This is a genomic window from Catenulispora rubra, assembly GCF_015356825.1.
Classification (GTDB): domain Bacteria; phylum Actinomycetota; class Actinomycetes; order Streptomycetales; family Catenulisporaceae; genus Catenulispora; species Catenulispora rubra.
Window position 1 is genome coordinate 1 of sequence record NZ_JAACYW010000718.1, and the last position, 552, is coordinate 552.

Annotated in this window: 1 protein-coding gene; it reads left to right on the forward strand. The window is 67.2% G+C overall.

The window, feature by feature from the left end; translation table 11 throughout:
- On the forward strand, positions 1 to 552 hold a 552-nt coding region (locus tag GWK61_RS55115; protein WP_323748214.1), incomplete at both ends, for a glycoside hydrolase family 2 TIM barrel-domain containing protein.

Here is a 552-nt window from a genome sequence, read left to right on the forward strand (position 1 = left end):
CAGCAACTACGGGAACTGATCCGCCAGAACTTCAACCACCCCTCGATCATGTTCTGGAGCATCGGCAACGAGCAGGGCTCCAACGACACCGCGACCAACACCCTGCTCGACACCCTCGCCCACCTCGTCGCCACCGAAGACCCCGGCCGGATCTCCACCTACGCCCAGCTCAGCGGCAACTCCGACGCCCGGGTCACCCACACCCAGACCGCCGGGTTCAACGTCTACTTCGGCTGGTACGGCTACCTCCCCACGGACTTCGGGCCCTGGGCCGACGGCCTGCACGCCAGCGAGCCGACGCGGACCATCGCAGTGAGCGAGTACGGGGCCGGCGCCAGCATCTACCAACACCAGGACAACCCAACCGCGCCGTCGTCGGGCGGCACCTTTCACCCCGAGGAGTACCAGGCCCTGCTGCACGAGTCGACCTGGAAGCAGATCCAGGCCCGGCCCTACCTGTGGGGCACCTTCGTGTGGAACATGTTCGACTTCGCCTCCGACGGCCGCCACGAAGGCGACACCCCGGGCCGCAACGACAAGGGCATGGTCACC